Below are 26,515 nucleotides of genomic sequence, written 5' to 3' on the forward strand. Positions count from 1 at the left end.
ATTCTCACTCAGTAGAGCAAAGTGAAGGCAACAATCTATAAATTTGATTTTTAAAGAGTATAAGATAGCAGTAAAACAAAAAGAAACAGGGTGGGACTTTCATGATTATAATAATCATAAAGATCCTGCCCTTTGCTGTTATTTTAACTTATTTTTTAAATACTGACCTGTAAAGCTGTCCGGTACTTGAGCCACCTCTTCTGGTGTTCCGGTCGCAATAACCTGACCGCCGCCAACTCCGCCTTCAGGACCTAAGTCAATAATGTGATCTGCTGTTTTAATCACATCCAAATTATGCTCAATGACTAGCACCGTATTGCCATCATCCACAAAACGCTCTAAAACTTTAAGAAGTCTGGCAATATCATCTGTATGCAGCCCAGTAGTCGGCTCATCAAGAATATAGAAGCTCTTGCCAGTCGAACGTTTATGGAGTTCACTGGCCAGTTTCATCCGCTGCGCTTCCCCGCCTGACAGAGTAGTTGCTGGCTGTCCCAGTGTCACATAGCCCAGTCCAACATCCTTGATGGTTTGGATCTTACGGGCAATCTTAGGAATAGGTGCGAAAAATTCCGCCGCATCGTTGACTGTCATATCAAGGATTTCTGCAATATTTTTCTCCTTGTAATGAACTTCCAAGGTTTCACTGTTGTAACGGGTGCCGTGGCAGACTTCACAAGGCACATAGACATCCGGAAGGAAGTGCATTTCAATCTTGATAATGCCATCACCCGAGCAAGCCTCGCAGCGCCCGCCTTTAACATTGAAAGAGAACCGCCCCTTCTTATAACCGCGAATTTTAGCTTCGTTAGTTTGAGCAAAGAGGTCCCGAATATCATCAAAGACACCTGTATAGGTGGCAGGATTTGATCGCGGTGTACGACCGATGGGGCTTTGGTCAATATCAATTAAACGATCAATATGTTCAATTCCAGAAATAGACTTGTATTTACCAGGTTTTTCGGAATTACGGTTAAGCTTTTGCGCAATGACTTTCTTTAAAATACTGTTAACAAGGGTTGATTTTCCAGAACCCGAAACACCTGTCACAGCGATAAATTTTCCAAGGGGGAATTTGACATTAATATTTTGCAGGTTATTTTCTGCTGCTCCCTTGATTTCAATGAAACGGCCCTTTCCCTTACGGCGTTCCAAAGGCAGAGGAATTTTCTTCTTGCCGGATAAATATTGGCCAGTAATGGATTTTTTATTTCTGGCAACCTGCTTAGGTGTTCCCGAAGCAACAATTTCACCACCTAAAGCACCTGCTCCCGGTCCAACATCAACCAGCCAGTCTGCTGCCATCATAGTATCCTCGTCGTGCTCAACCACAATTAAAGTATTGCCCAGATCGCGCATTTTCTTAAGACTGGAAATGAGACGATCGTTATCTCTTTGGTGCAGACCAATAGAAGGTTCATCTAAAATATAAAGTACACCGCTTAGATTGGAGCCAATCTGCGTTGCTAAGCGAATGCGCTGACTTTCCCCTCCTGATAGAGTTCCTGCCGAGCGTGATAAAGTTAAATAATTAAGGCCAACATTATTAAGAAAAGTCAAGCGGTCCTTAATTTCTTTGACGATTGGTGTCGCGATAGTTTTTTCATTTTCTGATAATTCCAAATGCGTCAGCAAAGCCAGATGATCTGCGATAGATAGCTCAGATACCTGACCAATATTTATCCCTTTTTCACCACCAACTCGAACACTGAGCGCTTGGTCATTGAGGCGGTAACCCTGACAAGTAGCACAGGTCAGCTCATTCATATAACCGCGCATCACATTGCGGGTGAAGTCACTGTTGGTTTCATGATACCGCCGGCTGATGTTGCTAACAACACCTTCAAAAGGAATATCAATATCTCTGACACCGCCAAATTCATTCTCATAATGAAAATGAAATTCTTTGCCATCCGAACCGTACAAGACAAGCTTTTTATCCTCGTTCGACAGATTTTTCCAAGGTTTATCCATATCTACAGCAAAAGCTTCCATGGCTTGTTCTAACATTTGTGGATAGTAATTTGAAGAGATAGGGTTCCAAGGAGCAAGCGCTCCTTCTCTCAACGTTTTGGTCTCATCGGGAATGACTAAATCTAAGTCCACCTCTAATTTGATACCCAGACCGTCACAAGTTGGACAGGAACCAAAAGGTGCGTTGAAAGAAAAGAGGCGCGGTTCCAGCTCAGGTACTGTAAAGCCACATACAGGGCAGGAATAATGCTCCGAAAAGATTAATTCACTGCCATTCATAGTATCAATCATAACATAGCCATCACCTAAGCGCAGGGCTGCTTCGATAGAATCAAACAGCCGTCCGCGAATGCCCTCTTTTTGTACCAAGCGGTCAACAACTACTTCAATATTGTGCATCTTGCTTTTGGAGAGTTCTGGAACTTCTGCTATATCAAAAATATCACCGTCAACCCGCACGCGAACATAGCCGTCCTTTTGAATCCGTTCAAAAACAGACTTATGCTGACCCTTTTTCCGTCGGACAACAGGAGCCAAAATCTGCATGCGCGTCCGCTCAGGCAAGTTCAGCACCTGATCCACAATCTGCTCTACAGACGAAGCTGTAATCGCACCATGGCCGTTTTTACAGTAAGGCACACCGACTCGCGCATACAAAAGACGAAGGTAATCATTGATTTCTGTAACTGTCCCAACTGTTGAACGCGGATTTTTACTGGTCGTTTTTTGGTCTATGGAAATGGCGGGGCTGAGACCGTCAATTGAATCCACATCGGGCTTATCCATATTTCCCAAAAACTGTCTGGCATAGGCCGACAGACTCTCAACATAACGGCGCTGACCTTCAGCGTAGATGGTATCAAATGCAAGGCTTGATTTCCCAGAGCCCGACAGGCCTGTCATAACAATCAGCTTATCACGCGGAATCTCCACATCAATATTTTTTAAATTATGAGCACGCGCTCCATGAATAATTAACTTGTCTTGCATAATAAATTGAGCCTTCTCTCTAATCTTATCTTTTTATTATAACAAATATTTAAGAATCAGTTACCCCAAAATGTTTCAAATGTAGTATAATAAAACAGTATGCATTAAATAAATGAAGAGGAGGGCTTGTCATGAAGCAAATGTTTCTTTCAACAGCAACAGAATTCAAAGAAATTGAAACGTTCGAGCCAGGTGCTTGGATTAATTTGGTCAACCCCTCCCAGGAAGAATCACTACAGATTGCCGAAAGATTTAACATTGATATCACAGACTTAAGAGCACCTCTCGATGTTGAAGAAACTTCCCGTGTTTCCGTTGAAGATAATTATACCCTTATTATCGTAGACGTACCTACATCTGAAGAGCGCAATAACAGAAGTTATTATATTACAATTCCTTTAGGTATTATTGTTACAGAAACGGCTGTTATTACAACTTGTTTGGAACCCTTAACGCTCTTTGACAATTTCTTGAACCATCGGATACGCAATTTTTATACCTTTATGAAGACACGCTTTGTCTTTCAGCTCCTTTACCGAAATGCAGGACTCTACCTGACCGCCCTGCGTTCCATCGATCGGCAAAGTGACAAAATTGAGGCTCAACTGGAAAAAGCGACACGTAACGAGCAACTGATCGATATGATGGAGCTGGAAAAATCCATTGTCTACCTGCGAGCTTCCCTCAAGCTCAATGAACGGATTGTCAAAAAACTCTCCAGCAGCACATCCAGCCTCAAAAAGTATGTTGAAGACGAGGATCTATTGGAAGACACCCTAATTGAGACCCAACAGGCCATTGAAATGGCTGGCATTTATGAAAATGTCCTTAATGTCATGACAGAAACCTCAGCCTCAATCATTTCCAACAACCAAAACACCATTATGAAGACCTTGGCGTTGATGACCATGGCGCTTGATATTCCAACCGTTATCTTTTCTGCCTATGGCATGAACTTTCAAAACAACTGGCTGCCCTTAAACGGCATGGACCATGCCTTCTGGTACATCGTTTTAATCGCAGCAGCTATGAGCTCAATCGTCGTTATCTACTTTATTAGAAAAAAATGGTTCTAAATGGGTAAGAATGTCGGACACTAAAACTGTCTCGACATTCTACCGGCATCCGCTATCGGGCGCTATGCCGTACCCATTTACTGGGACAGGCGATCAAATAATATCGATTTGTCCGCCTGTCCGGCGTAACTCTTCCTGTAATGTCGGACATTAAAACTGTCTCGACATTCTACCGGCATCCGCTATCGGGCGCTATGCCGTACCCTCTTGCTGCTACAAGCGGTAAAACAAGATTGATTTACTCTCTTGTGCGGCCTAACTGTTTTTTTACTGTCGGACACTAAAAAGTGTCAGGCCTCTTTTACCCCACTGTCTTCTTATTTAGATTTTTACAAACAGGAGAACTCTAACACATGGATTTACAAAATCTTACTAAAAAAAATCAAGAATTTATCAATATTGTCACCCATCAATTCAGTCAAGCTGGCAAATCTGACGACGACATCAAGGCTATCCTTGAAGAGTACCTGCCAGAAATTTTAGAAAAACAAAAGCAGGGAATTCCTGCTCGATCTTTTCTCGGCGCTCCGAGTGCCTGGGCAGCTAATTTCATTGAAGATGATGAAGACAAAGCAAATAAGCCTGCTCCCAAAAATACCAATCCTTGGCTGATGTGGCTGGATACTTCGCTCTTCTTCCTTGCCATTGTCGCTTTAGTAACAGGACTGTTACATTTCTTCAGTAAACAGGCACCGACCTATGGTATTGTGTCAATTCTCTTCATCGGTTTTGGCGGCGGTGCAGTCATGTTTGCAAGCTATCACTTTGTCTATCGGCATTCCGGCAAACCTAAAGAAGAACGGCCAAGCCTGTTGAAATCATTGGGCATTCTGATCCTCTTTATGTTTTTATGGATGCTGCTCTACACAGCATCGAGTTTGTTACCGGCAGCTGTCAATCCTAAACTCTCAGGCCCTGTTCTGCTTATTTTCGGAGCCCTTGTCTTTGGTATTCGCTACCTGCTTAAAAAGAAATATAATATTGAAAATACATTAGCTCCGCAGCAAAGTGCAAAATAATTTTCACCGGTAAATATGACAGTTTAGACACAAAAAATGACCACTTGGAAAGAAAGCGGTCATTTTTATAAATTTTTATGCTATAGTTAATACATGGAGATAAGATATATTTTTGATGATAAGCTAGCACTCGGTGTTACGGAAATTCACTTAAACTCTAAACACTAGTCTGTTGAGGTATTTTCAGAAAAGGAAGTTTTCTTTTTAAATATCACCGATATTATTTTCATCGAAATCATAATCGTAAGACCTATGTGCATACGGCAAACAAGGTCTATCAAAGCAGGCTGAATCTGCGTGATTTCCTAGACCTGCTGCCTGATTATTTCCAGCACATTGGGCAAGAGTCAAATGGCTAACAGTCTTGGGAGCTCTGCCATCAATAAATCTTTTTCGTCCACACCAAAAATCAGCTTCAGAAATTCAGCCAAAACAACTTGGGTTTCTCGAAACTATTACAAAGAATTAATCATGAAAAAGGAGTTTATTATGAAAAAAGGGTACTTATGGTATTTGCTGCTATTGCTGCTCGCCGTTTATTTTATCGCTATCGCCTTCGTTCCCTCTCTGCATCTGATTCTTGATGGCACGTTGCTTTTAGCCCTGCTCTTTGGCCTTTTTGGACTGAGCAAGCGCAATTTGATTTTGTTCTTTATCGGATTGGGATTCTTAAGCATTTACCTTAAAGATGTCTTTCATTTTACCTACTCTACCACTCCGCTCTTTGCTGGCATTGTTCTTGTCGGTATCGTCCTGCATAATCTGATTATCCCCCGCAGCTCCTATACTTATAAGAGCAAAAGCACTTCCCATCACCATTTTGAAAACGAAAAAAGCGCCAGTTATATTGACAATGAAACCGATCTTTATCTTAGGACATTTTTTTCAGAAAATACCACTTATGTTAGCTCCAAACAACTAACCAACGTTTACATCAACACTAAATTCGGCGAGCAGTCGATCGATTTCACTCAGGCACAATTTATGACTGATTCTCCTGAGATCCGGCTTGATATTGCCTTTGGTCAGACGAATATCCGTATCCCCGGCAACTGGCGCATTGTCAATAAAACAAGCACTCCCTTTGCCTCCATTTCTTTTTCAGGCATCCCTGATACTAGCAGTGATAGCGATATTATATCTGTTGCACTGACAGGCACAGTTGCCCTAGGAGAAGTTGATATTCAATATTAAAAAGAGAGTGGGACAGACAGCCATGATTGCACAACAATCATCGCGCTTTGTCCCAGCCTCTTTGCAATTTTATTTTTTGCTATGTCCTGCAAAATAAGATGCTACCAAGTGAATCATCCAAATTAAGACTAAAATATGTGGCAAGTAACTAAGTCCTGCTACAGGCACCCAATGACAAAGAAAAGCTAGATTGTTAGTGTTGCACAAATATTGAATATGTCTTTAGACATTGCTATTTCCTTTCAAAAGTATTCTAAATCTTTCTCTTAATTCCCATTATTTAACATTTATTCTATGAAAATTTAGTTTTGCTTCTCTTTCCTTATCTCAAGTACAAGGAAAAATGGCAGTTCCTATCCTTTTCACGTTTTTAGAAGACAAACTAAAAAGACCCCTCAAGGTCTTTTTATTAATCTTCATTTACAAAAGGCATAAGTGCCATTACGCGAGCGCGTTTGATTGCAGTTGTTACTTTACGTTGGTTCTTAGCTGAAGTACCTGTTACGCGGCGTGGAAGAATTTTTCCGCGCTCTGAAACAAAACGGCTAAGCAATTCAGTATCTTTATAATCAACATATTCAATCTTGTTAGCTGCGATATAGTCAACTTTTTTACGGCGTTTAAATCCGCCACGACGTTGTTGAGCCATGTTTTTCTCCTTTATATTATTGTTGTTTCAAGTTTTATACTTGAGTTGTCCATATCCATTAGAATGGTAGATCGTCATCTGAAATGTCCATTGGATTTGAATTACCAAATGGGCTTTCGTCACGACCAAAGTTAGGTGTTTGTGATTGTGAAGCATCCTGCTGGGAAGAGAAATTACTTCCGCCAAAATTGCCGCCAGTATTATAACTACCCGATTGAGCTTCACGTGTAGCACGGCTTTCCAAAATTTGGAAATTGTCAGCAACAACCTCTGTGACATAAACACGCTGACCCTGCTGATTTTCATAATTACGGGTTTGAATACGGCCTGTAATTCCAAGCAGGGTACCTTTTTTAGCCCAGTTGGCTAAATTTTCAGCCTGCTGGCGCCAAATCACGATATTAATGAAGTCAGCTTCACGTTCACCATTTTGATTTTTAAAATTACGGTTAACCGCAAGCGTGAAAGTTGCAACAGCTTGATTACTTGGAGTGTAACGAAGCTCAGCATCACGAGTCATGCGACCAACAAGTACTACATTATTAATCATAAACTACCACTACTTTCTTAAGCGTCAAGTTTAACGATCATATGACGAAGAATATCACCATTGATTTTTGACAGACGGTCAAACTCGTCAAGAGCTACGGCGTCCTCAGCCTCAACATTGACAATATGGTAGAGTCCTTCACGGAAATCTTGGATTTCGTATGCAAGACGGCGTTTTTCCCAATCTTTTGATTCAACAACAGTTGCACCGTTGTTGGTCAAGATAGAGTCAAAGCGTTCTACCAAAGCATTCTTTGCTTCTTCTTCAATGTTTGGACGAATAATATAAAGAATTTCGTACTTTGCCATTGATTTTTCCTCCTTTTGGACTAATGACCCATGGTCTTTGCCATGAGTAAGTGAGGGATACTCACGAAATATTATTATACAAAAATTATAGAACAAATGCAAGGACTTTCCTAAAAGTAAGCAAAGATTGGGAGCAAACCAAAAATCAGCAGACATCAAATCAATTTTGTATTCCCAATCACTGTTTCATACTATTATTGCAGTACAAGGTTCGGGACTGAAACAGCTCTGTCCCAGCCCTTTTTGATTCTTTAAAGAAAATCACTGATTTTCTCAACCGGATAACGCTGGGAATGAAATTCTTCCGGCTGTTTATCAGGATCAGGCTTGCCAACAGCAATTGCCATACAAGGCACATAACGCTCTGGATTTAGCCCCAAGGTCTCAGCAGCAAGACTGGAGTTATAACCTTGAATAGCATTCGTTTCATAGCCATGAGCTCGTGCAATCAGCATGAACTGCATGGCTGCCAAAGCACTGTTGATCTTAGCATCAAATAAGAGTGCTTCCCGACTTGCATTTTCATATAAAGGCAGAAAAGTTTTTAAAACTTCATCTCTTTTTTCAGGGCTTATCTGTCCGTCGTCGCAGGCTTTATTCCACAAATCACGATAAGATTTATAAGCTTCAGTATCACCAAAGATCATGACAATAGCTGATGCAGTTTCCAGCTGCGGTGTATTAAAACGCATAAAGAAAGTACGCAGTTTTTCCTTGCCTTCTTCACTGTCAATAACAAGAAAATGCCAAGGCTGCAGATTGCAGGCTGACGGTGCTGTACGGGTTTCATCAATCATCTGAGCCATTTCATCACGGCTAATTTTGACAGCAGAATCAAAATGGCGTACGGAATGACGGTTTAAAAGAATGTCAGCGAAATTATTATTTACAAAGTTTGTCATCTTATCGGTCTCCTTTATCAACAAAATTTTACGGATTCTTGTAATCCAGAAGTTCTGTCAGCAATGAAGTAGACTCAATGAGTCTACCAGTGGCACTAAACTTAATAAAGCCGTAAGAGAGTGTATATACACAAACCCCGACGATTTACACGCTCATCGTCGGGGTTCCTTCTGCTTTTACAATTAAAGTGTCATTGGACTTCTCCTTTGCACTTTTTTGATTTTCAAGGAGTTATTCACTATTTTCATAGTCTTTCTGATTTATCTCTAAAATGGTAGACCTCCTTTAATATTCTATTTAAATTAAGAATTACTAGGTCTTTGAGCTCTCCAACCTAACTTATCTACCTAGACTGTCGACCATAACTTTATTTTTATTTATCAAAGCAGGGGCATTACTCGCGAGCATTTTACTTATAGGGATTTTAAATAACGACCACCCAAAACTTCCTTCTTATACAATCGTTTCTGGTCACTTATTCTTCATATCCTGATTATAATCTTCAATCGCCCTCTTGCTTTTTTCACATCTACAATAAAACTAAAACATTATTTGTAAAGTTACTGCCTACCGTCTATTCTTTGTCACCGTTCTTATAGCGACCTACATCAAACATCAACATAAGCGCCACCTCCTGCTTTAACAAAAAACTAATGGTTTATAGAAATATTTAATCTCCGTTTTTATACCGTGCGATATTCAATCTTACCATAAGAATTCCTCCTTATCGTTAATGATTTCTTATCTTCTTTCTAAGTTTATTTTATCGTAACCGCTTACATTTGTCAAGATAAAACTGTCAAAAATATAACTTTTTTGGAAAATAAATCAGCATTTGCTACAATAGACTTATGCTAGATTTAAATGATTACGGTATAACAATGTGGGAAGCAGACAAGATTGCCTCCTTCCGAAAAACCTTATTAGCTTGGTATGATCAGGAAAAGCGTGATTTGCCTTGGCGCCGAACAAAAGATCCCTACCGCATCTGGGTCTCTGAAATCATGCTGCAGCAAACTCAGGTAGCGACGGTTATCCCCTACTATGAACGTTTTTTGGACTGGTTTCCCAGTATTCAAGACTTAGCACAGGCCGCCGAGGAACAATTGCTTAAGGCCTGGGAAGGTTTAGGCTATTACTCCCGTGTGCGCAACATGCAAACGGCTGCCCGGCAGGTTATGGAAAAACATGGTGGACATTTTCCCAATACTTACGAAGATATTGCTGCTTTAAAGGGAATCGGGCCTTACACAGCTGGAGCTATTGCTAGTATCGCTTTTGATTTGCCTGAACCAGCGGTTGATGGCAATGTCATGCGGGTTATGGCCAGACTTTTTGAAGTTGACTATGATATTGGCGCTCCTAAAAACCGGAAAATTTTTCAGGCTATAACAAAAATCCTTATTGATCCTAAGCGGCCCGGTGATTTTAATCAGGCCTTAATGGACTTGGGGACAGATATTGAGGCAGCTAAAAATCCAAGACCAGAAGAAAACCCTGTTCGCTCTTTCAGTGCTGCCTATCTCCATGGGACAATGGACAAATACCCTATTAAACTGCCTAAGAAAAAACCGCGTCCTGTGCAAATACAAGCTTTTATTATTCGCAACCAAAAAGGCGACTTTTTGCTTGAAAAAAATAATAAGGGCCGTTTACTGGCAGGCTTTTGGACATTTCCGCTTATGGAAACGGACTTTATCAGCCAGCAGCTGAATCTCTTTGAAAATGATGAGACGGCCATTTTAGAAACGCAGTCACAAAAACATATTTTTTCAGAGGATTATCAGCTTACTGTCAACTGGTCTGATAAAATTTTTCAGCCTGTCAAACATACTTTCAGCCATCAAAAATGGCAGATTGAGCTGACAGAAGGCTTTACAACTGCTGACAGTCTTTCTGCTGAGCATGAGCTCTGCTGGGTTCCTGCCCAAGACTTTAAACGTTTTCCCATGGCTGCACCTCAGAAAAAAATGATAGAAACCTATTTGAAAACCGGTCTCTAAAGTTAAGAGATCTTTTTCTCTTATTTTTCCTTTTTATGGAATCGTCTCAGCGGAAATCAGACAATTCTCCCTAATATTCCCTATTTGAAAGGGCAGTATCAGCCATTTCTGCCTCAGCAAAATTAATTTTGATCTTTAAGCTTTCTGAAAGAATTCTTTAAGCCTATCTTAAGGAATCGTTCGTATACTATAGTCATCCTAGCAATAGGATTCCTAAAAACTTTTCTTTTTCATAAATCTCCTAAAAAGGCCCTGAGAAATCAGGGTCCTTTTTTGTCTTACATTTATCGGATCGAGTAAAAATCATCTGCTGCAGCAATCGTTTAGGACTGGATAAAAAATTAAGAGATTGAGACTTTCATCTCAACCTCTTCCTCTTTACTGATAACATACAACGATTAACTAAGCTCAGCTACAATAGACTTAAGCTGATCTTTTGTGTGAACACCGGCTACTTGTTTCACAACTTCGCCATTTTTCTTAAAAAGCAGTGTTGGAATGCTCATGATGCCAAATTGCTGCGCTGTATTCGGATTTTCATCCACATCAATTTTGACAATTTTGAGTTCATCTTCACTCAGTTCTTCTGAAAGCTGTTCAAGGATTGGGGCCTGCATGAGACAGGGGCCGCACCAAGTTGCCCAGAAATCAACAAGAACAAGACCGTCTTTTGTTTCTGCTTCAAAGTTCGCATCTGTAACTACCTTTGCCATATATAAATTCTCCTTCATCATTTTGATAAGCCTATTCTACACCAAAAGCTATCGTTTGCCTAATATTTGCTACGCTATTTAAAGGTAACGATTGTTGCTCCTGAGCCGCCTGCATTTTGGGGGGCATAGCCAAATTCTTTAACGTTTTTATTGCGCCGCAGATATTTGGTAACGCCCTCTCGGATAACACCGGTTCCAATTCCGTGAATAATATCAACCTGAGCCATATTATTGAGCAGCGCCTGGTCAATGAACTCATCTAGCTCCTGCATAGCCTCCTCATAGCGTTTACCGCGTAAATCAAGCCGGGCGCGGGGAACTTTTTGAGAGCTTCTCTTGACCACCTGAACTTGTTTTTTCGGCGGATTTTTTGCACTGTCTTTTTTTATCAAATCAAATTCATTTTCCTGCAGGGTCATTTTGATTAAACCGACCTGAGCCTCCCAGCGGCCGTCCTTAAGCTGGCTGACCAAGGTACCTCTTTGTCCGTAGCCGCTGACGATAATATCATCTCCCACTCGAGCTGCTCGCTTTTTCTTAGCTTTTTTGAGAACCCTATTTTTTGAAAGATCAGCTTCGGGTGCCAGAACTTTAAGCTGGCTTTTGGCTTCGATAACTTCATGCGGCTTAAGCTGCGACTTTGCCTTGAGACTCTTTAGAATACTGTCGCTTTCAGCCAAAGCCTTATCAACAATTTCCTGAGCCTTAGCCCTTGCCTTGTCCAACTCCTTATCTCTGGCGTGTGAGAATTCATTGTACAATTTTTTGACCGCACGGTTGAACTTTAAATTTTCCTGTTCAACTTCACGGATATTATCCAATCGCCTGCGGCTTTCAATTGTCTGACTTTCCAAACGCTCAATAATCCGATTGACATCAGAATCCGTATCTGTCAGATTTTCAGCTTCTGAAACAATTATTTCTGAAAGGCCCAGACGGCGGGCTATCTCAAAGGCATTGGAACGTCCCGGAACGCCCTGCATAAAATGATAAGTGGGACTTAGCGTTACCATGTCAAATTCCATGCTAGCATTTTCCACATAATCAGACTCAATACCATAAGCCTTAAGTTCTGGATAATGTGTAGTGACCATGGTCTTGATATTAGACAGGCGCAAATGTTCCAGTATACTCATGGCTAGAGCTGCTCCTTCCTGCGGATCTGTACCGGCACCAAGTTCATCAAAAAGGACCAAACTGTCTTTATCGGCTGCCTGCAAGATATCAACAATATGTGTCATGTGACTTGAAAAAGTTGACAAACTTTGTTCAATGGACTGCTCATCACCAATATCAGCAAATATTTCCTTAAAGATGGCGGTTTTACTCCCTTGATCAGCCAGAATGGGAAGGCCTGACTGAGCCATCAGCTGGGTTATCCCCAGCGTCTTTAGCATAATAGTCTTACCGCCTGTATTAGGACCGGTAATTAAGATAGCAGTTGTATCAGTGTCAAAATGCAGATCATTAGCTACCGGATGTGGCAGCAGAGGATGCCGGACGCCCAGCAGCTCAATGGTCTTATCAGCTGTCAGACTGGGAACAGACGCTTGATACTCTCTCATATAAAGATACTTGGCACGCACAAAATCAAGGTGCCCCAGCAGCCAAGCATTATTTCTAATAGCAGCTACGACTGGACGCAGTCTGTCCGATAAGGCCTGCAAAATACGAGTCATTTCATGCCGCTCATCAGCACGCGCCTGTGTCATATCCTCATTGAGATTGACAACCGCTCTGGGTTCGATATAAACAGTGCTTCCAGAGGTAGAAATATCATGAACAACACCTGCAATCCGATGGCGGTAGGTATTTTTTACAGGCAAAACACTGCGGCCGTTGCGGCTGGCAATAAGGTTTTCAGCCAACAAGTCGCCCTGTTTTTTTAACATTTCCTGAAGAATCTGGCGAATCTGCTGCTCATTTTGCTGGATCTTGTGACGGATCTGCCTTAATTCCGGGCTGGCAAAATCTTCAATAAAGCCGCTGTCATTAATCGCTTGCAAACTTCCCTGCAGATCGGGAAAGCTCTCAATCTTTTCAAACAGGCGATCTAAAGCTGTTAATGAAACGTTCTCCAAATTATCATAAAAGTCCTTCATTTCAGCTGACAACTGCAGAACCTGCTTGAGCGCAAGCAGTTCCTGAATATTGAGATCAGCCCCTAATTCCAGACGGCGCAAGCTTTCAGAAATATCCTGACTGTGACCCAAGCCAAAGGAGCCGTACTCTTGATAAATCTGCTCAATATCTGCCACTTCTTCAAAAGAACGCTCAATTTTAGCTTTATCAGCCATGGGCAGCAAACTGTCTAACTCTATTTGTCCCTGTTCGGTCTGCAAAAGACCGGCAAATTGTTTTTTGACCTTATCAAATTCTAAGGCCGTTAAAATCTTTGTATTCATGGCTTTATTATACCATAATGCCGTAAAATGCCAGATACTAAAATCCGCAGCAAAAAAGCGAGGCCGAACCTCACTTCAATACTGCTGCTATCCAAAAATGACTGACAATCCATGAAAATAAAGGAAAGTTAATCAGCAAACGGATTACTGCGCTTCCTGTCAGAAAATTCTGGACTGCGGTGACAGGAACAGCTGCCAAAATACTAAAAAAAAGATTAAAGGACAGCATGCTCACCAAAACTGCTAAGCCCCCGCTGACATAGGCAAAAACAGGCTTGTCAAAGCGTTCCAGCCTCACCAAGTGCACAAAAATGCCCAGCAGACGAAAAATCAGATATGCTAAGACATAAAGGCTGAAAAAAGACAGACCCGCATAAAATACCTTATCCAATTCAAACAGACCCACTGAGCTAAAAAAAGTAACAGACGCACCTTCACTGGCATTGGAATAGGGCACCCACAGCGTTAGAACTTCAGCTAGCTGTTTATAGTAAAGTGCAGCAATTCCCAAGGAAATTAAACTGGCTGCAAAGTAATAAGCCTGTAAAATGATGCCGCGGCGATAGCCAATATAAAAATTCCAAGCTAAAAGCAAGAGAATTAAAAACGAAATCATTTTTTGGCCCCGTTTCGCTGCTGAGCCCGGCCTTTCAGAATAGACAATTCCTTAGTTCTGAATTTTTCCAGCTCTTCTTCTTTTTTGTCAAAATCAATTTCTCGACTGAGCTGGGTTGATAAGGCATTGATAGCCATCAAAATGGCAATCGTTTCATCATCGGCCTGAGGCAATTTTTCTTTAATAGCGTCATATTTTTCTTTAGCAACCCGTTCAATCTCTTCCATGAAGAGATTGTCTTTGTCAGTTGTCAGTGTTAATGTTTTTTCACCAAATGTGAATTTGTACCGATTTTTACTTGTCATAAGTTCACCTCAAATTTTATTATAGCGTAAAATCTTTTTTTCGTAAATTAGAGAATTTTTAATTTCTTGCAAAAAATCTCTCTCAAGCAAGAAAAACAGGAGAAATTCTTCCTTTTAACTTTTATAAAAAATTTTGATTCATTCTTTTATTATCTATATCACATTAGAATATTCCAAAGATTGGCTTTTTTATGCTAAAATATATCTTATGAATACTTTTGTTCTGCAGCTCGACGAAAAAGCTGTTCAAGACCTGATCGAAAAGCTTAGCAGCTATAGCATCCAAAACAACAATGCTCATGTACGCTTTGCTGCCAAGTTTCAAGAAACTACAATTCTGATTTACACATCAGGCAAGGCCGTCTTTCAAGGAAAAAATGTTTCAGAAACTGCTCAGCGTTTAGGCTTTCAGACAGAACCTACCTATCAAGATGAGGAAAGCAGCGATAACCTTTCTTTCATTGGTTCTGATGAAGTGGGAAACGGGTCTTATTTTGGCGGTCTGGCAGTAGTCGCTAGCTTTGTTCAGCCTTCTGATTATCTCTTTTTAAAAGAGTTGGGCGTAGATGATTCTAAAAATCTGACCGATGCTAAAATTCGGCAGATTGCTCCCTTATTGGAGGCAAAAATACCGCATAAAGCACTGCTTCTAACGCCTCAAAAATATAATCAGGTCGTAGGCCCCAATCACAGGCATAATGCTGTTTCTGTCAAGGTAGCCATGCACAATCAGGCCATCTTCCTGCTTTTGCAGGAGGGAGCAGCACCCGATAAAATTGTTATTGATGCCTTCACCAGCCCCAATAATTATCAAAAATATGTGAAAGGTGAGCTCAATCGCTTCACTAATCCCATCAGTCTGGAAGAAAAGGCAGAAGGAAAGTATCTGGCAGTAGCAGTCAGCTCCATTATTGCTCGCAAGCTCTTTTTAGACAATCTTGCTACTTTAAGCCAAGAAATCGGCTTCAACCTGCCCAGCGGTGCAGGTACCCAATCTGATAAGATTGCCAGCCAGATTTTAAGAACTTACGGAGAAGATGGTCTCAGGCATACAGCCAAGCTGCATTTCAAAAACACAAAAAAAGCTTATCAATTACTAAAATAATAAGGATGGTATTATGAAAAGATTTTTAAAAGAATGGGGGCTCCTTTTGGCCTTCTTTATCGTTTTCGGACTCTTGCGTCTCTTTGTCTGGTTCCCTGTTCAGGTAGACGGCCACTCTATGGATCCCACCTTGGCTGATGGAGAGCACCTTATCGTTATCAAAACGGCATCAATTGAACATTTTGATATTGTCGTAGCTACCGAAGGTAACAAACATATTGTTAAACGTGTTATCGGTATGCCTGGCGACACCATCACTTATAAAAATGACATGCTTTCTATTAACGGTAAAAAAGCAGATGAAACCTATCTGAAGCAGTATAAGAAACAATTCGCTGAAGACCGATTGTACAGTACCTATTCTTACAATCCCTATTTTCAGGAACTAGCTTCAAAATCTACCGCATTTACAACGGACAGCCAAGGAAATGCCAGCTTTACCATTAAAGTGCCAAAAGACCGCTATCTTCTTTTGGGAGATGACCGGATTGTCTCCAAGGACAGCCGTCAAGTCGGGACTTTTTCTAAGGATAAGCTGGTGGGTGAAGTGAAATTCCGCTTTTGGCCCTTAAATGCTATCCGTTTTATTTCAAATAAATAAGAAGACGTTCAGTTAAACGGGAGCGGGAAATAAACTCAGGCATTTCCGCTCTCGATTTTTTATAAGGAACTATTATGACCTATTATTTTTCAGGCACTATCGAACGCGTTATTTTTGAAAATGCTAATAATTTCTTTAAAATTATTCTCTTAGAAATTGACGATACCGACAGTGATTTTGACGACTTTGAAATTATTGTCACAGGAACTATTGCCGATGTGATCGAAGGAGAAACGTATACCTTTTGGGGAGAACTGACCAAGCATCCCAAATACGGTGAGCAGCTGAAGGTTGAGCGCTATGAGCGTGCCAAACCTTCTTCTGCCGGCTTGATTAAATATTTTTCCAGTGACCATTTTAATGGTATCGGGAAAAAAACTGCTGAAAAAATTATCCAGCTTTACGGTGATGAACCCATTGATAAAATTTTAAAAGATCCCAGCAAACTAAGTACTATCCCCGGTCTTTCCAAAGTCAACAGAGAAAAGTTCATCAGCAAACTGCGATTGAACTACGGAACCGAACAAATTTTAGCTAAACTGGCCGAGTACGGCATCAACACTAAACTCGCCGTCCAAATCTTCGACCATTATCGTGAAGACAGCCTGGATATTATCAAGGACAATCCCTATCAGCTGGTTGAAGATATCCAAGGAATCGGCTTTAAACTGGCGGACCAATTAGCCGAGCAGCTAGGAATACAAAGCGATGCTCCCCAGCGTTTTCGTGCGGCTTTAGTGCACACTCTTCTGGAAACTTCCATCAATAAGGGCGATACTTACATTGAAGCTAAAGAATTGCTGGAGAAGGCCATTTTTATTCTTGAAGAGGCAAGGCAGGCCGAACTCGATCCCAGCCAGGTGGCTCAAGAGCTGAGCCAGCTGATTATTGAGGATAAAGTACAAAATATTGACACTAAAATCTTTGACAATACACTTTTCTATGCAGAAATTGGTATTCAAAAGCACCTCTCCCGTATTCTTAATCAACCACTAAAAAAGCCTATTGAAAATAAGGCTGTTGCAGCTGAGATCAGCCATGTCCAAGAAGACTTCAATATTCACTATGACATTATTCAAAAGGGGGCTATCCAAAAAGCACTTCAAAACAAAGTCTTTCTTTTAACCGGCGGACCGGGAACAGGAAAAACAACGGTCATCAATGGTATCATTAAAGCCTATGCCAACCTTCATAAGCTTGATCTCAGCAGCAGCGATATTCCTATTATTTTAGCTGCCCCGACTGGCCGGGCAGCCAGGCGCATGAATGAATTGACTGGTCTTCCCAGTGCGACTATCCACCGCCATCTGGGCTTAAACAGCGACAGCGACTATCAAGCGCTTGAAGATTTCTTGGACTGTGACTTAATTATTATTGATGAATTTTCAATGGTAGATACGTGGCTGGCCAATCAGCTGTTCAGCGCTATTGCATCAGATACACAGGTCATCATTGTCGGTGACAGCGATCAGCTCCCTTCTGTCGGACCAGGACAGGTTCTGGCTGACTTACTGAAAGTCAATGCACTGCCACAAGTTTCACTAAGCAAGATATTCAGACAGTCTGAGGATTCAACTATTGTCACTTTGGCTGGTCAGATTCGCCAAGGCATTCTGCCAGCTGATTTTACAGAAAAAAAGGCTGACCGCTCTTATTTTCAAGCACAGAGCAGTCATATCCCGCCAATGATCACTAAGATTGTCAAAGCTGCTCTTAAAAGCGGCATTGCAGCTCAGGATGTTCAAATCCTAGCACCCATGTATCGCGGACAGGCTGGCATTAACAACCTTAATACACTGATGCAAGAGCTCCTCAATCCCTTGGCCGGACGACTGGAATTTCAGTTCAATGAACTGCATTTTCGTAAAGGCGATAAGGTGCTTCAACTGGTGAACGATGCTGAAATCAATGTGTTCAACGGTGATATCGGCTATATCACCGACCTGCTGCCTGCAAAGTATACTGAATCCAAGCAAGACGAAATTATCATTGATTTTGAAGGAACGGAAATTTCCTATCCTCGCAATGATTGGTCCAAAATAACACTGGCCTATGCCATGAGTATCCATAAATCTCAAGGCAGTGAGTTTAAAGTGGTTATCCTTCCTATCACGCGTCAGGGGGGGAGGCTTTTGCAGCGCAATCTCGTTTATACGGCCATTACACGTTCAAAAAGTAAGCTAATAATGCTCGGTGAAATCGCAGCCTTTGAGTATGCCGTTAAAAATCAGGGAACTATGCGCCGAACCTATCTTGTTGAACGGTTTGAAGACTCAGGTCCAAAGACCAATCAGATTCCGTCATCTTCACCAAAGACAGAGCAAATCGAAGAAAGTCCGCAGGAATCTAAAAAAGACTCCTTCATCCTGACTGAAAATAATCTATTGACCATCGATCCTATGATAGGTCTGTCCCAAGCTGACTTTGATACCTTCTTTAAAGATTAGCTTCCCATATTTCAGATTAACTTTTTAGATCAAAAGGTACTGAAATGAAAGGGCAATTTTTTTCTCACAGGCTTTGAGACTGTGAATTAGCCGTCTCACCTATTTTCAACGGCTTTAGTTTATGTTAAAATAAGTTTGTGTTATAAAACACAGGCTTTTTTATTTTTAGGAGGTTTATATGGTATCATACGAAAAAGTAAGGCAGGCACTTAGAACCAGCACAATCGCCGTTGCTGTTCTCAATATCTTAAGTATTATTTTAGGACTTTTCGGCATACTCAGCGCCCTTTCACTGCGTCGGGCTATTCAAAACGGAACAATTGAGCAATATAAGTTATCAGCTAAAGAACTGGCTGCCATCAAGCAGTCAATCACATCAACAGCCATTATGATTACTGTTGTCGTGGTTATCATCAATATCACTATCGCCGTTTTTTGCTTTATCAATTTATCAAAATTAAGGCAGGAACAAACAGTCAGCTCCATTCCTTATTATTTAGGGCTTGCAGTATCAACCTTTAACATCGCTTATTTTTTAATTTTCAACCAACTAGCTGTCCTTCCGCTGCTGATTCAGGCGGCTTACATTGTTCTGTATTTCTACGCCATCCAAAAGGCAAGGACACTGGCTGAAAAAGAAAAAGAAGAGTAATAATTTTCCAATCCACAGCTGAGAGCGGTACAGAAATCAGTCATTCAAAGCAGATTTTATCAACCTGTTTCCGTACAGCTGGTTAGGGAAACTGTTGAAGCTATCACTTGTGCAGCAAGGCTGTAGGACTATAAAAAAGCGGGAGTGTGAGACAAAAGTCTCCAATGCTCCCGCTTTTTTACTTATTATGAGGGTGAAAACTGACATTATCTGTCGCTCTTTCCGTCAAAAACTGTCAAAAATAAAATTAGCATTGTCTTTTTCTGAAATTTTTTTCACCTGTAAAATGGCTAGTTTTGCCGTTTTTTGCCACTTTTTGATTTTTTTCTTAAAAAGCTATTGCTTTTTCCATGAAAACGTTTTACAATAATAATGTTCTTAAATTTCTTTAACAAGGGAGAATTTTGTGTCTTTATTCAAGGAGAACATTATTCTTTTTAATTGAGAAAAAATATTAAAAAGGAGGAAGAACAAGAATGGCTATCGGAATCATTATCGCCAGTCATGGTGAATTTGCCGCTGGTATTCATCAATCCGGTTCTATGATTTTTGGCGATCAAGAGAAAGTTCAAGTTGTTACTTTCATGCCAAGCGAAGGACCTGATGACCTTTATGCCAAATTCAACGATGCAGTTGCTGCATTTGATGCGGATGATGAGATTTTAGTTCTGGCTGACTTGTGGAGCGGATCTCCATTTAATCAGGCCAGCCGTGTCATGGAAGAAAATCCTGACCGTAAATTTGCAATCATCACCGGACTTAATTTACCAATGCTGATTCAGGCCTATACAGAACGCATGATGGATGCTTCTGCCGGCGTTGAAAAAGTTGCTGCAAATATTATTAAGGAAGCTAAAGACGGTGTCAAAATCCTTCCTGAAGAATTACAGCCTCAAGAAACGGCAGCTCCCGCACCTGCTCAGACTGCTGTACCTCAAGGTGCCATCCCAGAAGGAACTGTTATTGGCGATGGCAAACTTAAAATTAATCTTGCCCGTGTTGATACACGGCTCTTGCATGGACAGGTCGCTACCAACTGGACCCCAGCTTCCAAAGCTAACCGTATTATCGTAGCCTCTGACGCAGTTGCTAAAGATGAATTACGTAAGGGATTAATCAAACAAGCAGCACCAGGCGGTGTCAAAGCTAATGTAGTGCCAATTAAGAAATTAATTGAAGCAGCCAAAGATCCTCGTTTTGGCAACACGCATGCGCTGATTCTTTTTGAAACACCTCAAGAAGCTCTTGAAGCGATTGAAGGAGGTGTGCCAATCAAAGAATTAAACATCGGTTCTATGGCCCACTCAACCGGAAAAACAATGGTCAACAATGTTCTTTCTATGGATAAAGATGATGTGGCAACCTTCGAAAAACTCCGCGATTTAGGCGTAAAATTCGACGTTCGCAAGGTGCCAAACGACTCTCAAAAAGACTTGTTTGAACTCATTGAAAAAGCAAATGTCCAATAACTTTATTTATTAAAAAACGAAAGGAACTAGAATAATGTCAGTTATTTCTATTATTTTGGTCCTCATCATTGCCTTCCTTGCAGGCCTTGATGGTATCTTAGACCAATTTCAATTCCACCAACCGCTTGTTTCATGTACTTTAATCGGTCTTGTAACAGGACATTTGGAAGCAGGTATCATACTTGGGGGAACCTTGCAATTTCTTGCTCTTGGCTGGGCCAATATCGGTGCAGCTGTTGCCCCTGATATTGCGCTTGCTTCAACTGCAGCTGCAGTAATTATGATTAAAGGAGGAGATTTTTCACAAAAAGGTATTACCATTGCCTACGGTGTTGCAGTCCCTCTTGCTATTGCTGGTCTTGCACTAACAATGGTGGTACGCGCTGTTTCAATTGGTATCGTCCATGGAGCTGATGCTGCCGCAAAGAACGGTAATATTCGTGCTGTTGAACGCTCGCATTATTTTGCTCTTCTTCTTCAGGGCCTTCGTATCGTTTTCCCTGTTGCCTTGCTTCTTGCACTCCCTGCTAACCATGTTAAATCAATACTGGAAGCTATCCCTAGTTGGCTATCTGATGGTATGACTATTGGCGGTGGTATGGTAGTCGCTGTAGGTTATGCTATGATCCTTAACATGATGGCTACAAGAGAAGTTTGGCCATTCTTTATTATCGGTTTTGTTCTCGCCGCTATCCCAGATACACAAATTACTTTGTTTGGACTTGGTATGGTAGGTGTAGCACTTGCTATGATTTATATCGCCCTTACTAATCAAACTGGCGGAAACAGCAGTAGTGGACAAACATCCTCCAGTTCAAATGATCCAATTGGTGATATCTTAGAGGACTACTAGAAGGGAGCATTATAATGTCAGAAAGAATTCAATTATCAAAATCTGATCGTCATAAAGTATGGTGGCGTTCAACCTTCTTGCAAGGTTCTTGGAACTATGAACGGATGCAAAATTTAGGTTGGGCATATGCTTTGATTCCAGCTATCAAAAAACTTTATACAGCAAAAGAAGATCGTGCCGCTGCGCTTGAGCGCCATTTGGAATTTTTTAATACTCATCCATATATTGCCGCTCCTATCTTAGGAGTAACACTTGCTTTAGAAGAAGAAAAATCAAATGGTACTGAAGTGGATGATGCTGCTATTCAAGGAATAAAAATCGGTATGATGGGACCATTAGCCGGCATCGGAGATCCCGTTTTCTGGTTTGTTCTTCGTCCAACGCTGGGTGCTCTTGGAGCCTCTCTTGCAATATCAGGCAACATCCTAGGACCTATCATCTTCTTCTTTGCTTGGAATATTATTCGTATGGCTTTCCTTTGGTATACCCAAGAATTTGGCTATAAAGCAGGTACAGAAATCACCAAAGATCTCTCAGGGGGGATTCTTAAAAATATTACTAAGGGGGCTTCAATCCTCGGTATGTTTGTTATTGGGGCACTTGTTCAGCGTTGGGTAACGATTAATTTCGCGCTGAAACTCCCATCAACTAAATTAACGAATGATAATGGAGCTACTTATATACAATTCCCTAAAGACAACGAAGTTATTCATAGCGGGCAGCTTCAAAAGATTCTTCAAGGTGTTAAAGATAATTTGAGCTTAACAAATGTAAAAGTGGAAACTTTACAAGATCAATTGGATAAATTACTTCCGGGTTTGATGGCTCTTCTACTTACACTTCTTTGTATGTGGCTGCTTAATAAGAAAGTTTCACCAATTGTAATGATTCTTGGGCTGTTTGTTGTAGGTGTTGTTGCTCACGTCATTGGATTGATGTAAACAAAGTAATTAGAAATTAGTAAAATAAAATTATTAGAATTTTTCCATATCTGATTTCAAAAAATTGGGTATGGTTTTTTTTTTGATGTTTCCTAGTGAATAATACAAAAAATAAAATGCATCCCAACAGTTAGATAAAAAATCTAACAACTAGGATTGCACTTCACTTTTATGTAAAAGTTAACAAATTTTTAATTAGCGGCTAACACTTCAATTCTCCATTTATGAAGTAAGTTATCCTTACCCACTTTGAAAGATGACAATGGGCTTCTTCTTAACAAAATAGAGAAAACCTTTAATGAAAATAACCAAAGCAACCAACACTGCCGTAAAATTATGTCAGTGACGGTGGCTTTCGGATAATTTTGGATCCACGATAATGTCTCCCTTAGTTAAATAACTTGTAGTAGAAGCCTTTATTAGCCAAGAGTTCCTTATGGCTACCTTTTTCCACAATTCTACCTTGATCCATAACAATAATCCAATCTGTCCGTTGAGCAATACTCAAGCGATGAGCCACAAAAATAATCGTCTTATTGGTCATGGCCATAAGGTTATTGACTATTTTCTTTTCAGTCAGGACATCTAGACTGCTGGTGGCCTCATCCAAAATCAAAACTGGGGCTTGAGTTAAGAGAGCACGAGCCAGAGCAATCCGTTGCTTCTGACCGCCGGAAACTCCAGCACTGTCAGACAACTCAGTCTGGTAACCCAGCGGCATTTGCTCAATGTCTGAGCGAATCTCAGCAATTTCACAGGCTCGGATAATATCTTCGTGTGTAGTGCCTTCTTTGGCTCCCAAGATCAGATTATCCATGATAGTACCACTAAAAATATAGGCCTGCTGGGGTAGATAGCTTATGTGTTGCCGCAAGGTAGTTTTGTCAATCACCTTGAGATTATAGCCATTGATTCGGACAGCCCCGCAATTGGGTTCATAAAAATTGACCATCAACTTAGCTAGAGTTGTCTTACCCGATCCTGAAGAGCCTACTATGCTGACTTTAGAGCCTTTGGGAATAGTCAAATTGATACCTGATATAGTATCACGACCATAGCCATATTTATAGGACATCTTTTCAAAGGAGATATCACCATCTAAGAAGGCAACTTCTGAGAACTCACCATCATTTTCAAACTCAGACTTAACCAGATAGACTTCATTGAGACGGGTATTGGCTACTTGAGCTGATTGGAGCTTCGTCTGCAAATTAATAATATTTTCAAGAGGATTTGAAAAATAACCCAAAAGCACATTAAAAGTAAGCATTTGTCCCGCTGACATTTTACCGCTCATAACTAATTTAGCTCCATACCAAAGGATAATAACATTTAAAATTAGTTTTGCGGCGGTTTTAATTGAAGTTTGAATAGCCCCATACTTACGTAATCTAAATGATTTCTCCAAAAAAATAACAAATTCCTTGTCAATTCTTTGGTAACTAACTTCTTCACTAGTTAAGGACTTAATAGTTTCTATTCCGTTAATATCTTCTATAACAGATGAAGACATCATTGCACTGCTTTCCATCACTTCATAGTTTAAATAGCCAAACATCTTCATGAATACGAAAAAAATAATGATGTAGATGGGAATAGAGACTAAGGCTAGGGAAAATAAAAATATATTTTGAATCAGAAGGACCCCGCCAACCAGAACAATCGTCGAAATATCTAGAATAATTGAAAAGATCGTTGAAGCCATAGCATCAATAATCTGATTGGCATCCGTAAAACGAGAAGTGATTTCTCCTGTTCGTCTTGTCGAAAAGAAAGACATGGGAAGGGTAAAAATGTGTTTAATATAAGTAAGTATAATATCAATTGTCAGCCTTTGCCCTAATACAATTAATAAGTACTCTTTAGCAAAAGTTATTATTCGTTGGATGACATAGATTATTATCAATCCTAAAGCGACAAGGCCCAAAGTTGAAATTTTTTGACTGGGAATATACTCATCCAGCATTACTTGGAGATAAAAAGCTCCAATAATTTCTACTAAAGTAATAATTAAACTCGCCATTATAATATAGATCAAGAGGCTCTTTTGCTTTAAAAAAGAAGGTATGAAACTTGTTAGTCCTCTTCTTTTATCTTTTTGAGGCTGATAATCATCCCTGGGAGAAAAGAAGATAGCTAGGCCCGTCCATTCATGCTGAAATCTCTCCTTAGACATGCGAACAACTTTGACAGAAGGATCTGGGTCTCCGATGATTAGACTATCCTCTTCATCGCCATAAACAACATAGTAATGTTGAAGACGTCCATTTTTAACAACGTGAACAATAAAAGGATAAATAAGGTCATCATAATTAAATAAAGACATATCAGCATCTAGCGAGTAAGTTTCAAATCCAATACTTTTAGCCGCTTCAATGATTCCCAATGCTGTAGTGCCTTGTTGATCTGTCTTTGTAAGTTCACGCAAATGACTCAAGGAATAATCTGAACCGTAGTGCTTAGCAACAGAAGCCAAGGCAGCTGGACCACAGTCTCTACTATCAATTTGTGGTACAAATTTAAAACGTCTAGTTCGATTCCACAAAAAAATTGAAGTTTTTTTAGAATTTTCCTTATTCATTGCTGGAGTTGTTTTAAAAAAGTCTTTTATAAATTCTAAGAATAAATTGACTAATAATACCAAAACTACAGTCAAAAGAAGATAAGAAAATATGTTCATATATCATTCCTTCTACTCAAAGGCACCCAGAAAACTCAAAACCTTCTTCTGTTTAACACTCGTAAACGTTGTTAAATCAAGTTTTTGATTTTTAAAAAAAGCTTTTAGAGGTATCCTTAACAAACTATTCACAAAAAGCCTGACATCTGTGTAGTCAGGCTAGTGCTCATATTAGAACTGATGTATTGTTAGTTAGCCATTGCATCATTGGCCACTATGAATTTACTTCTCATGCTCAAAAACTCCTGAGTATGAGAACGAACCACCTGATGAAATTCCTGTTACGTCGTATCCACAATTATTAAACCTAAGTTGACAGGAGGAGTATTACCTGTACCAGAAAATTTGCTAACAATACTCCCCATAATTTTCTCACATGAACTTTGAATAATCCCTCAGGTATAAATTATAGCGTTTCCTATATACATAAGATCATGCTTATGTATACACCCGCATCACCCTAAAATAATTGTCACATTCGACTTTAGCCACTTGCACAGGTAAAATCATCAAGCGCTAATTATTCTATAAAAAGGGTACCTCATCATGATAAAATCTACTTGGTTTAATTAACTTTACCATCCAGAAGTGAAACTCTGATTATAATTAACATAGCCACCTGTCGGATTACTTGAACTACCTGTGCCACTAGTAGGAGTAGTAGAGATATCATACTGGTAATTACTAAATCCTCTATTACCTTGAGCTGAGTATCCTATAAAACTATTATAATTACCAATACCCCAGGACATGAGTGAACTTTCCCAACCAGCTTTAACAATGTTCCAAGTATACATAGCAATTTCGCCATTAGTTGCTTCACCTTGCAACATCCGATTAGCTAAAACTTCACCTTCAGTAGCTCCGCCTGTCGTATAAGACAACTTATCTAAACTTGTAGCTTTAAAATCTTCAAACGCTTGACATTTCATAATACTTTGCTCCTTTTAATTTTGCATATTAGTTTAACATAAAAATTAACTTATAGCATAATTTAATGGTTATTTTAGTCTTTTTTTAGTATTATTGAAATATTTTAGTAAATATTCTGTCATTTCAACT

21 protein-coding genes and 2 pseudogenes are annotated in these 26,515 nt (G+C 40.2%); 12 read left to right on the top strand and 11 right to left on the bottom strand.

The window, feature by feature from the left end; genetic code table 11:
* Positions 1 to 138 precede the first annotated feature (138 nt).
* A complete protein-coding gene (gene uvrA / locus SRA_RS01020) occupies positions 139 to 2,964 on the bottom strand; it encodes an excinuclease ABC subunit UvrA (RefSeq protein ID WP_003086635.1) in 2,826 nt (941 codons plus the stop codon).
* Positions 2,965 to 3,095: 131 nt separating this feature from the next.
* On the opposite strand from uvrA, the gene SRA_RS01025 reads away from it, so the two are divergent.
* The 4 genes and pseudogenes from SRA_RS01025 (at position 3,096) to SRA_RS01035 (ending at position 6,253) form a co-directional block, all read left to right on the top strand.
* Positions 3,096 to 4,040, top strand: a complete 945-nt coding sequence (locus SRA_RS01025; RefSeq protein ID WP_003086639.1) for a magnesium transporter CorA family protein — start codon at positions 3,096 to 3,098, stop codon at positions 4,038 to 4,040.
* 353 nt (positions 4,041 to 4,393) lie between these two features.
* The gene (locus SRA_RS01030; protein WP_003086641.1) at positions 4,394 to 5,059 is read left to right on the top strand and encodes a DUF1129 domain-containing protein; all 666 of its coding nucleotides are present in this window, start codon (positions 4,394 to 4,396) and stop codon (positions 5,057 to 5,059) included.
* A gap of 93 nt (positions 5,060 to 5,152) precedes the next feature.
* Positions 5,153 to 5,551 (top strand): annotated as a pseudogene (locus SRA_RS10430) (LytTR family DNA-binding domain-containing protein); the annotation flags it as partial.
* Entirely contained in the window at positions 5,549 to 6,253 is a 705-nt protein-coding gene (locus SRA_RS01035; protein ID WP_225310769.1) for a LiaF domain-containing protein, read from the top strand. The pseudogene SRA_RS10430 and the gene SRA_RS01035, both read left to right, overlap by 3 nt.
* 409 nt (positions 6,254 to 6,662) lie before the next feature.
* Here SRA_RS01035 and rpsR read toward each other — a convergent pair whose 3' ends face one another.
* The 4 genes from rpsR to SRA_RS01055 all read right to left on the bottom strand — a co-directional run bounded on the left by rpsR (position 6,663) and on the right by SRA_RS01055 (position 8,662).
* On the bottom strand, positions 6,663 to 6,902 hold the full coding sequence (rpsR, locus tag SRA_RS01040; RefSeq protein WP_000068664.1) for a 30S ribosomal protein S18: 240 nt from the start codon (positions 6,900 to 6,902) through the stop codon (positions 6,663 to 6,665).
* Between the two features lie 58 nt (positions 6,903 to 6,960).
* A complete protein-coding gene (locus SRA_RS01045) occupies positions 6,961 to 7,452 on the bottom strand; it encodes a single-stranded DNA-binding protein (protein ID WP_003086647.1) in 492 nt (163 codons plus the stop codon).
* Positions 7,453 to 7,469: 17 nt separating this feature from the next.
* The gene (gene rpsF / locus SRA_RS01050) at positions 7,470 to 7,760 is read right to left on the bottom strand and encodes a 30S ribosomal protein S6 (RefSeq protein WP_003086648.1); all 291 of its coding nucleotides are present in this window, start codon (positions 7,758 to 7,760) and stop codon (positions 7,470 to 7,472) included.
* 251 nt (positions 7,761 to 8,011) lie between these two features.
* A complete protein-coding gene (locus tag SRA_RS01055) occupies positions 8,012 to 8,662 on the bottom strand; it encodes a nitroreductase family protein (protein WP_003086650.1) in 651 nt (216 codons plus the stop codon).
* A gap of 852 nt (positions 8,663 to 9,514) precedes the next feature.
* On the opposite strand from SRA_RS01055, the gene mutY reads away from it, so the two are divergent.
* On the top strand, positions 9,515 to 10,666 hold the full coding sequence (gene mutY, locus SRA_RS01060) for an A/G-specific adenine glycosylase (RefSeq protein WP_003091485.1): 1,152 nt from the start codon (positions 9,515 to 9,517) through the stop codon (positions 10,664 to 10,666).
* Positions 10,667 to 11,064: 398 nt separating this feature from the next.
* Here the strand turns inward: mutY and trxA are convergent, their stop codons facing one another.
* The 4 genes from trxA to SRA_RS01080 form a co-directional block, all read right to left on the bottom strand.
* On the bottom strand, positions 11,065 to 11,379 hold the full coding sequence (gene trxA, locus SRA_RS01065) for a thioredoxin (protein ID WP_003086653.1): 315 nt from the start codon (positions 11,377 to 11,379) through the stop codon (positions 11,065 to 11,067).
* 74 nt (positions 11,380 to 11,453) lie between these two features.
* Positions 11,454 to 13,784: an endonuclease MutS2 gene (locus SRA_RS01070; protein ID WP_003086656.1), complete on the bottom strand. Its 2,331-nt coding sequence runs from the start codon at positions 13,782 to 13,784 to the stop codon at positions 11,454 to 11,456.
* A 70-nt stretch (positions 13,785 to 13,854) separates the two neighbouring features.
* Positions 13,855 to 14,400: a CvpA family protein gene (locus SRA_RS01075; protein WP_003086659.1), complete on the bottom strand. Its 546-nt coding sequence runs from the start codon at positions 14,398 to 14,400 to the stop codon at positions 13,855 to 13,857.
* Entirely contained in the window at positions 14,397 to 14,705 is a 309-nt protein-coding gene (locus SRA_RS01080) for a hypothetical protein (protein ID WP_003086662.1), read from the bottom strand. The genes SRA_RS01075 and SRA_RS01080 overlap by 4 nt, the downstream gene beginning before the upstream one ends.
* Before the next feature lie 208 nt (positions 14,706 to 14,913).
* Here SRA_RS01080 and rnhC point away from each other — a divergent pair, with 208 nt between their 5' ends.
* The 7 genes and pseudogenes from rnhC (at position 14,914) to SRA_RS01115 (ending at position 22,773) form a co-directional block, all read left to right on the top strand.
* Positions 14,914 to 15,810 carry a ribonuclease HIII gene (rnhC, locus tag SRA_RS01085; protein ID WP_003086665.1) on the top strand — a complete coding sequence of 299 codons (897 nt, stop codon included), beginning with the start codon at positions 14,914 to 14,916 and terminating at the stop codon, positions 15,808 to 15,810.
* A 13-nt stretch (positions 15,811 to 15,823) separates the two neighbouring features.
* On the top strand, positions 15,824 to 16,411 hold the full coding sequence (gene lepB, locus SRA_RS01090; RefSeq protein ID WP_003086668.1) for a signal peptidase I: 588 nt from the start codon (positions 15,824 to 15,826) through the stop codon (positions 16,409 to 16,411).
* A 74-nt stretch (positions 16,412 to 16,485) separates the two neighbouring features.
* Positions 16,486 to 18,681, top strand: a pseudogene (recD2, locus tag SRA_RS01095) (SF1B family DNA helicase RecD2); the annotation flags it as partial.
* 355 nt (positions 18,682 to 19,036) lie between these two features.
* Positions 19,037 to 19,510, top strand: coding sequence for a hypothetical protein (locus SRA_RS01100; protein ID WP_003086675.1), 474 nt, complete (start codon positions 19,037 to 19,039; stop codon positions 19,508 to 19,510).
* A gap of 476 nt (positions 19,511 to 19,986) precedes the next feature.
* A complete protein-coding gene (locus tag SRA_RS01105) occupies positions 19,987 to 20,979 on the top strand; it encodes a PTS sugar transporter subunit IIB (RefSeq protein ID WP_003086677.1) in 993 nt (330 codons plus the stop codon).
* Positions 20,980 to 21,013: 34 nt separating this feature from the next.
* A complete protein-coding gene (locus SRA_RS01110) occupies positions 21,014 to 21,832 on the top strand; it encodes a PTS mannose/fructose/sorbose transporter subunit IIC (RefSeq protein ID WP_003086679.1) in 819 nt (272 codons plus the stop codon).
* A 14-nt stretch (positions 21,833 to 21,846) separates the two neighbouring features.
* Positions 21,847 to 22,773 (top strand): PTS system mannose/fructose/sorbose family transporter subunit IID, encoded by a 927-nt coding sequence (locus SRA_RS01115; RefSeq protein WP_003086681.1) that lies wholly within the window; start codon positions 21,847 to 21,849, stop codon positions 22,771 to 22,773.
* Positions 22,774 to 23,161: 388 nt separating this feature from the next.
* Here the strand turns inward: SRA_RS01115 and SRA_RS01120 are convergent, their stop codons facing one another.
* Positions 23,162 to 25,453 carry a peptide cleavage/export ABC transporter gene (locus SRA_RS01120; RefSeq protein WP_003086683.1) on the bottom strand — a complete coding sequence of 764 codons (2,292 nt, stop codon included), beginning with the start codon at positions 25,451 to 25,453 and terminating at the stop codon, positions 23,162 to 23,164.
* A 575-nt stretch (positions 25,454 to 26,028) separates the two neighbouring features.
* Complete coding sequence (locus SRA_RS01125) at positions 26,029 to 26,385, bottom strand: hypothetical protein (protein WP_003086685.1); 357 nt, start codon at positions 26,383 to 26,385, stop codon at positions 26,029 to 26,031.
* Positions 26,386 to 26,515: the final 130 nt, after the last annotated feature.

It is taken from the genome of Streptococcus ratti FA-1 = DSM 20564 (genome assembly GCF_000286075.1).
In the GTDB taxonomy this organism is placed as follows: Bacteria; Bacillota; Bacilli; order Lactobacillales; family Streptococcaceae; genus Streptococcus; species Streptococcus ratti.

Bases quoted from the DNA above. Each gene is read 5' to 3' on its own strand.
- uvrA (WP_003086635.1), bottom strand. From the start codon at position 2,964: ATGCAAGACAAGTTAATTATTCATGGAGCGCGTGCTCATAATTTAAAA.
- SRA_RS01025 (WP_003086639.1), top strand. From the start codon at position 3,096: ATGAAGCAAATGTTTCTTTCAACAGCAACAGAATTCAAAGAAATTGAA.
- SRA_RS01030 (WP_003086641.1), top strand. From the start codon at position 4,394: ATGGATTTACAAAATCTTACTAAAAAAAATCAAGAATTTATCAATATT.
- SRA_RS01035 (WP_225310769.1), top strand. From the start codon at position 5,549: ATGAAAAAAGGGTACTTATGGTATTTGCTGCTATTGCTGCTCGCCGTT.
- rpsR (WP_000068664.1), bottom strand. From the start codon at position 6,902: ATGGCTCAACAACGTCGTGGCGGATTTAAACGCCGTAAAAAAGTTGAC.
- SRA_RS01045 (WP_003086647.1), bottom strand. From the start codon at position 7,452: ATGATTAATAATGTAGTACTTGTTGGTCGCATGACTCGTGATGCTGAG.
- rpsF (WP_003086648.1), bottom strand. From the start codon at position 7,760: ATGGCAAAGTACGAAATTCTTTATATTATTCGTCCAAACATTGAAGAA.
- SRA_RS01055 (WP_003086650.1), bottom strand. From the start codon at position 8,662: ATGACAAACTTTGTAAATAATAATTTCGCTGACATTCTTTTAAACCGT.
- mutY (WP_003091485.1), top strand. From the start codon at position 9,515: ATGCTAGATTTAAATGATTACGGTATAACAATGTGGGAAGCAGACAAG.
- trxA (WP_003086653.1), bottom strand. From the start codon at position 11,379: ATGGCAAAGGTAGTTACAGATGCGAACTTTGAAGCAGAAACAAAAGAC.
- SRA_RS01070 (WP_003086656.1), bottom strand. From the start codon at position 13,784: ATGAATACAAAGATTTTAACGGCCTTAGAATTTGATAAGGTCAAAAAA.
- SRA_RS01075 (WP_003086659.1), bottom strand. From the start codon at position 14,400: ATGATTTCGTTTTTAATTCTCTTGCTTTTAGCTTGGAATTTTTATATT.
- SRA_RS01080 (WP_003086662.1), bottom strand. From the start codon at position 14,705: ATGACAAGTAAAAATCGGTACAAATTCACATTTGGTGAAAAAACATTA.
- rnhC (WP_003086665.1), top strand. From the start codon at position 14,914: ATGAATACTTTTGTTCTGCAGCTCGACGAAAAAGCTGTTCAAGACCTG.
- lepB (WP_003086668.1), top strand. From the start codon at position 15,824: ATGAAAAGATTTTTAAAAGAATGGGGGCTCCTTTTGGCCTTCTTTATC.
- SRA_RS01100 (WP_003086675.1), top strand. From the start codon at position 19,037: ATGGTATCATACGAAAAAGTAAGGCAGGCACTTAGAACCAGCACAATC.
- SRA_RS01105 (WP_003086677.1), top strand. From the start codon at position 19,987: ATGGCTATCGGAATCATTATCGCCAGTCATGGTGAATTTGCCGCTGGT.
- SRA_RS01110 (WP_003086679.1), top strand. From the start codon at position 21,014: ATGTCAGTTATTTCTATTATTTTGGTCCTCATCATTGCCTTCCTTGCA.
- SRA_RS01115 (WP_003086681.1), top strand. From the start codon at position 21,847: ATGTCAGAAAGAATTCAATTATCAAAATCTGATCGTCATAAAGTATGG.
- SRA_RS01120 (WP_003086683.1), bottom strand. From the start codon at position 25,453: ATGAACATATTTTCTTATCTTCTTTTGACTGTAGTTTTGGTATTATTA.
- SRA_RS01125 (WP_003086685.1), bottom strand. From the start codon at position 26,385: ATGAAATGTCAAGCGTTTGAAGATTTTAAAGCTACAAGTTTAGATAAG.